Origin of the sequence: Methylobacter sp. sgz302048 (assembly GCF_052162025.1) — a bacterium.
Classification (GTDB): Bacteria; Pseudomonadota; Gammaproteobacteria; order Methylococcales; family Methylomonadaceae; genus Methylobacter.
Window position 1 is genome coordinate 1,749,890 of sequence record NZ_CP197401.1, and the last position, 6,645, is coordinate 1,756,534.

The 6,645-nt window shown below is 59.2% G+C and carries 1 protein-coding gene; it reads left to right on the forward strand.

Features of this window, described 5'->3' with window-relative positions; translation table 11 throughout:
• The first annotated feature begins 138 nt into the window (after positions 1-138).
• Entirely contained in the window at positions 139-6,585 is a 6,447-nt protein-coding gene (locus tag ACTNE6_RS08205) for an amino acid adenylation domain-containing protein (RefSeq protein ID WP_442499289.1), read from the forward strand.
• Positions 6,586-6,645 lie beyond the last annotated feature (60 nt).

Consider the following 6,645-nt stretch of genomic DNA (forward strand, 5'->3'; position numbering starts at 1 on the left):
TAATTCATCGAATTAACATTAAGCAAATTTAAAGTGATGCAAGAAAAATAAAAACGGTTGTCCGGGATTGGCTAATCAAGTTATGGCTGACTTCTTGGGGCGTTATTTCAACTCAATCTACAAGGATTGGCAAAAATTATGTCCTTATACTATCCATTGACTAGCGCGCAAACCTCTATATGGTTTGCTCAAATGTTGGAACCTGAAAACCCTGCCTATAACATTGGTGAATATATCGAAATTTCAGGCGCTATCGATCCAGAATTGTTCAGATTAGCAGTGAGCGGCGCTTTGGATCAAAGCGATAACCTACACCTTCATTTTATTGCGACTGACGAAGGACCAAGGCAATACTTTTCTAAGGATAAGAATTGGCTCATACATTATTTTGATTTTAGTACTGAAGCTGATCCCCATGTCACTGCTAAAGATTGGATGCGAGACGACATGGCAAAAGCTAACGATATTATTCTTGATCCACTATTTACGTTTGCTCTTTTAAAAATACGTTCCGATTTCTTTATTTATTATCAACGTACACACCACATTATTGCAGATGGATTTAGTGGGCCGCTTTTTGCCCAGAAAGTTACGGATTTATATGCTTCCCTAAGCGGAGTTAATCCGTTAGAACTTAATGATTTCGGTTCATGGCTCGATGTATTGGAGAATGAAGAGAATTACCGTAACTCGGCAAGGTATGAACGAGATCGGAATTACTGGCTAGCCCAGCTTAAAGACAGGCCTGAGCCGGTAACGCTATCGGGTAAACAAACGGGCCCGATTCCATGCCGTCAGTCTATCCGTAAGACGGATTATTTAGCCTATTCGACGGCAGAGGCGTTACGCAGCCTGGGAGCGGCTCATGGCGCAAGTTTGGCCCAAATCATAACGGCTGCCGCAGCGCTTTATTTGCATCGATTTACAAGCGAGGAAGATATTGTTGTCGGCATGCCGGTATCCGCACGGATTGGCGCGGCAATGCGCAATATTCCCGGCATGATGTCGAATATCCTGCCGCTGAGATTGAAAGTTGATCCCGGTCAAAATTTTGACGAGTTTCTCAGCCAAACCACAAAGTCAATGCGGGATGCGTTCCGCCATCAAAGCTACCGGAGCGAAGATCTTCGTCAGGATTTGGGGTTACCTACAAACGGAAGTCACTTCTATGGCATGACTGTCAATGTCATGCCTTTCGATTATGTTCAAAGCTTTGCGGGTTATCCGGCACAGAACCATAATCTTTCCACTGGACCGGAGTTCGAACTTTCTCTGAGTGTTTATGACAACCAGAGCGGTTTTGACTTGCGCTTTGATTTTAATGGCAATCCTCTGCATTACAGCGAAGAAAGTCTAGCCGCTCATATGCGCCGCTTGCTGGGTTTGCTTGCCAGGCTTGCGTCCTCTACGCTCGATGTGCCTATAAGCCGAATAAGTCTGCTGGAGGCTGATGAGCGGCAACGCGTACTGTACGACTGGAACGCCACCCAGGCCGATTATCCGCGGGACCGCTGCCTGCATGAACTGTTCGAGGCGCAAGCGGCACAACAGCCCGATGCGGTGGCGCTGGTATTCGAGGATCAGGCGCTGAGCTACGCCGAACTGAACGCCCGGGCCAATCAGCTTGCGCACCATCTGCGCCGTTTAGGCGTAGGCCCCGATGTCCTGGTCGCGGTCTGTACAGAGCGCAGCCTGGAAATGGTGGTGGGCCTGCTGGGCATCCTGAAAGCCGGCGGCGCCTATGTACCGCTGGACCCGGCTTATCCGGAAGATCGCCTGGCCTACATGCTGGCCGATGCTGCGCCCCAGGTGCTGCTGACGCAAGAGCGGCTCAAAGGCATCCTGCCCCAGACGCAGGCCCATACGATCGCCTTGGACCGCGACTGGGGGCGGATCGGCGAGCAGCCGGATACGAACCTGGCGCCGCAGTCGTTGGGCCTGAAGCCGCGCCATTTAGCTTACATGATCTACACCTCCGGCTCGACCGGCCAGCCGAAAGGCGCCATGAACGAACACCGCAGCGTGGTCAACCGGCTCAACTGGATGCAGAAAGCCTACGGCCTGACAGCGGACGATGCCGTCCTGCAAAAAACCCCGTTCAGCTTCGATGTCTCGGTCTGGGAATTCTTCTGGCCGTTGCTGACCGGTGCCCGCCTGGTGATGGCGAAGCCGGAAGGCCACAAAGACCCCGGCTATCTCAGCGAAGTCATCCGGCAGAACCGGATCACCACGCTGCACTTCGTGCCGCCGATGCTGCAAATCTTTCTGGAATACGGCAAAGCCGCCGACTGCACCAGCTTGCGGCGGGTGATCTGCAGCGGCGAAGCCTTGCCGGTCGCGTTGAGCAACCGTTTTCACGAACTGCTCAAGGATACGGAACTGCACAACCTCTATGGCCCGACCGAAGCCGCCATCGACGTGACGGCCTGGGCCTGCGAGGCCAGGACAACGGCGAGCAGCATCCCGATCGGCCGGCCGATCGACAACACCCGGATCTACCTCCTGGACCCGCAGGGCGAACCGGTGCCGGTCGGCGTGCCCGGTGAACTGTTCATCGGCGGCGTCCAGGTCGGCCGCGGCTACCTGAATCGGCCCGAGCTGACCGCCGAGCGTTTCATCCAGGATCCGTTCAGCCGCGATCCCGAAGCCCGGCTGTACAAGACCGGCGACCTGGCCCGCTGGCTGGAAGACGGCAGCATCGAGTATCTGGGCCGCAACGACTTCCAGGTCAAAATTAGAGGCTTCCGCATCGAACTGGGCGAGATCGAGGCCCGGCTGGCAGCCTGTGCCGGTGTGCGCGAGGCCTCTGTTATCGCCCGCGAAGACCAGCTCGGCGATAAGCGGCTGGTGGCCTACCTGACGGCCATGACCGATGCCGAGCTGAGCATTGATGAGCTGCGTGCGCAGTTAAAGGCCGCGCTGCCCGAGTACATGGTGCCCAGCGCCTTTGTGATCCTGGATACACTGCCGCTGAGCCCGAACGGCAAGCTGGACCGCAAGGCCCTGCCGGCGCCGGATGCCAGCGCCCTGCAAACTCAACAGTATGAAGCGCCGCAAGGCAGGACCGAACAAACCCTGGCAGCCATCTGGTCCGAGCTGCTCAAGATCGAGCAGGTCGGCCGCCACGACAATTTCTTCGAGCTGGGCGGACATTCGCTGCTGGCCGTGACTTTGATCGCACGGATGCGCCAGGCCGGGCTGAACATTGATGTGCGGGCCTTGTTCAGTGCGCCAACGCTGGCCGGTCTGGCGGCGCTGGCCGACAACGGCAGCCAGGTCGAGCAGTTGGTTATCCCGGCCAACCGCATTCCGGTCGACTGCACGGCCATTACGCCGGACCTGCTGCCGCTGGTTGATCTGGCGCAGGCCGATATCGACCGCATCATTGCCGCCGTGCCGGGCGGGGCGACCAACGTGCAGGACATCTATCCACTGGCGCCGCTGCAGGAAGGCATCCTGTTTCACCACATGATGGAGTCCGAAGGCGATGCCTACCTGATGCCCGTCTTGATGGCGTTTGATACGGAGAAACACCGGGACGGTTTTCTGGCCGCTTTGCAGACCGTGATCGAGCGCCATGACATCCTGCGCACTGCTTTTGTCTGGGAAGGCCTGCCGGAACCGGTGCAGGTGGTCTGGCGCGAAGCGAAGTTAAAGATCGAGCATGTCGTAATTGGTTCTGAAGCCGGCGATGCCTCCGAAAAATTGCTGGAACGTTACAATCCCAGACATTACCGCCTCGACTTGAGAGTCGCACCGCTGATCAACGGCTTCACGGCCTATGACTCAAGGAAAGGGCGTTGGTTGCTGTTGCTGTTGACTCACCATTTGACACTCGACAACACTGCGCAGGGCATCTTGTTGGAGGAGATCCAGATGCTCCAGCTGGGCAAGAGCGACCAACTGCCGGCGCCGCTGCCGTTCCGCAACTTCGTCGCGCAGGCACGCCTCGGGATGAAGCCGGAAGCGCATGAAACCTTTTTCCGCGAGATGCTCGGCGATGTCGACGAGCCGACTGCGCCGTTCGGCCTGCTCGACGTGCGGGGCGATGGTGCAGGCGTCAAAGAAGCGAAGCAAGACCTCGACCTTGATCTTGCCCGACGCCTGCGCGAACAGGCCAGAGTGCTGGGCATCAGCGCCGCCGGCCTGTTTCACCTGGCCTGGGCTATGGTGGTGTCACGGTCCTCGGGACGCGATGATGTGGTGTTCGGCACGGTCCTGTTCGGACGCATGCAGGGCGGCGAAGGCGCCGAGCGGGGGCTGGGCATGTTCATCAATACCCTGCCGCTGCGCGTGCAGCTGGCCGAGGGCAGTGTCCTGGAACAGTCTCGTGAAATGCAGCGGCGACTGGCTGATTTGCTGCGCCATGAACATGTGCCGCTGAGCCTGGCGCAGCGCTGCAGCGCCGTGCCCGCGCCGGCGCCGCTGTTCAGCGCACTGCTCAACTATCGGCATAGCCAGGCCGAAGCCTCGGCTGACAGCTCACCTGCTTGGCAGGGCATCGAAGTCCTATCATCGGGCGAAGAGCGCAGCAACTACCCGATCGTATTATCCGTGGACGATCTGGGCGAAGGGTTTGAACTGACGGCGCAAACCTTGCCGCCGGTGGCGCCGGAACGGCTGTGTGCCTTGATGCACACGGCGCTGGACAATCTGATCATGGCCCTGGAGACGGCGCCGGATACCGCCATGCGTCAGATCGGCGTGCTGCCGGAGGCCGAGCGCCGCCAGGTGCTGTACGACTGGAACGCCAGCCAGGCCGACTATCCACACAACCGCTGCATCCACGAACTGTTCGAGGCCCAGGTTGCAGCGCAGCCGGACGCGCCGGCGGTTGTTCACAACGGTCGAACTTTAACTTACGGCGAACTGAACGCGCGCGCCAACCGATTGGCGCACCATTTGCGCAGTCTGGACGTAAAACCCGACGACCGGGTGGCAATCTGCCTGGCGCGTAGCGTCGAACAGGTGATCAGCCTGCTCGCCGTGCTTAAGGCGGGGGCGGCCTACGTGCCGCTGGACTCTTCCTATCCGGCAGAGCGCCTGGCCTACATGCTCGAGGATAGCGCACCCAAAGTGTTGCTGGCACAGCAGTCGCCCAAAGGCAGTTTGCCCAAGACCGATGCCCAGGTAATTGCATGGGACGGCGATTGGAGTCAAATCGACAAACAGCCGGATACAAACCTGCCAGCACAGGCGCTGGGTCTGACAGCGCAACACTTGGCCTACGTCATCTACACCTCCGGCTCCACCGGCCAGCCTAAGGGCGTCATGGTGCCGCATGCCGGCGTCGTGAATCTGGTCTGCTGGCACAACCGGCAATTCCAGGTCAGCGCCGCCGACCGGGCCACGCAACTGGCGGGCCTGGCTTTCGACGCCAGCGCCTGGGAAACCTGGCCGTACCTGTCGGCCGGCGCCTGCCTGCACCTGGTACGGTCCGAACGGCTGGGCCAGCCGGAGGCGCTGTGGCAGCAGCTGGCCGATGACCGCATCACTATCGCGTTCATGCCGACGCCGCTGGCCGAACTGATGCTGGCATCGCCCCGGCCCGAACACTTAGCCCTGCGCTGCCTGCTGACCGGCGGCGACCAGCTGCACGGCTATCCGCCGGCGGGGCTGCCGTTCGAAGTGGTCAACAACTACGGCCCGACCGAGAATAGCGTCGTCTCGACCTCCTGCTCGGTGCCGGCGGGAGGCGAGGGGCTGCCGCCGATCGGCAAGCCCATCGCCAACACCCGCGTTTACTTGCTGGACGATCATCTTACGCCCGTCCCGGTCGGTGCCGTGGGCGAGCTGTACGTGGGCGGCGCCGGGCTGGCGAAAGGCTACCTGAATCAACCCGAACTGACTGCCGAGCGTTTCATCGCCAATCCGTTCAGCCACGATCCCCAGGCGCGGCTGTACAAGACCGGCGACCTGGGCCGTTGGCGGGAAGACGGCAGCATCGAATTCCTCGGCCGCAATGACTTCCAGGTCAAAATCCGCGGCTTCCGCATCGAGCTGGGCGAGATCGAGGCCCGGCTGGCCGGCCATCCGGCAGTCCGGGAAACGGCCGTGCTGGCCCGCGAGGACGGGGCCGGCGGCAAGCGGCTGGTGGCCTACTACACCGGCGATGACGATCTGGCCGTGGATGACCTGCGGGCTTATCTGGCCGAGTCCCTGCCCGAGTACATGGTGCCGGTCGCCTTCGTGCAGTTGGCCGCGCTGCCCTTGACCGCCAACGGCAAGCTGGACCGCAAGGCCCTGCCGGCGCCGGACGGCGATGCCTATGCCGCGCGCGGCTATGAAGCGCCGCAAGGCGAGACTGAACAAGCCCTGGCTGACATCTGGCAGGATCTTCTAGGGATCGAGCAGGTCGGCCGCCACGATAATTTCTTCGAGCTGGGCGGGCATTCCTTGCTGGTAGTCAAGTTGGTGCTTGAAATCAAGCAGCAATTCGAGGTTGAGCTGGTGCTGCATGATGTCTTCATGGCGCCAGTACTTTCATTTCTTGCAGAGCGGATCATTGATGCGCAATTGGCTCAGTTTGATGAGGATGATTTAGCGCAGGTTATGGAATCTACAAGTTATGAAGTCTATAAATGATTCTTGAGGAGTATCAATCATGGCGAAAATTATGTTTCAACCTAAGTCAAGGACAGTAGC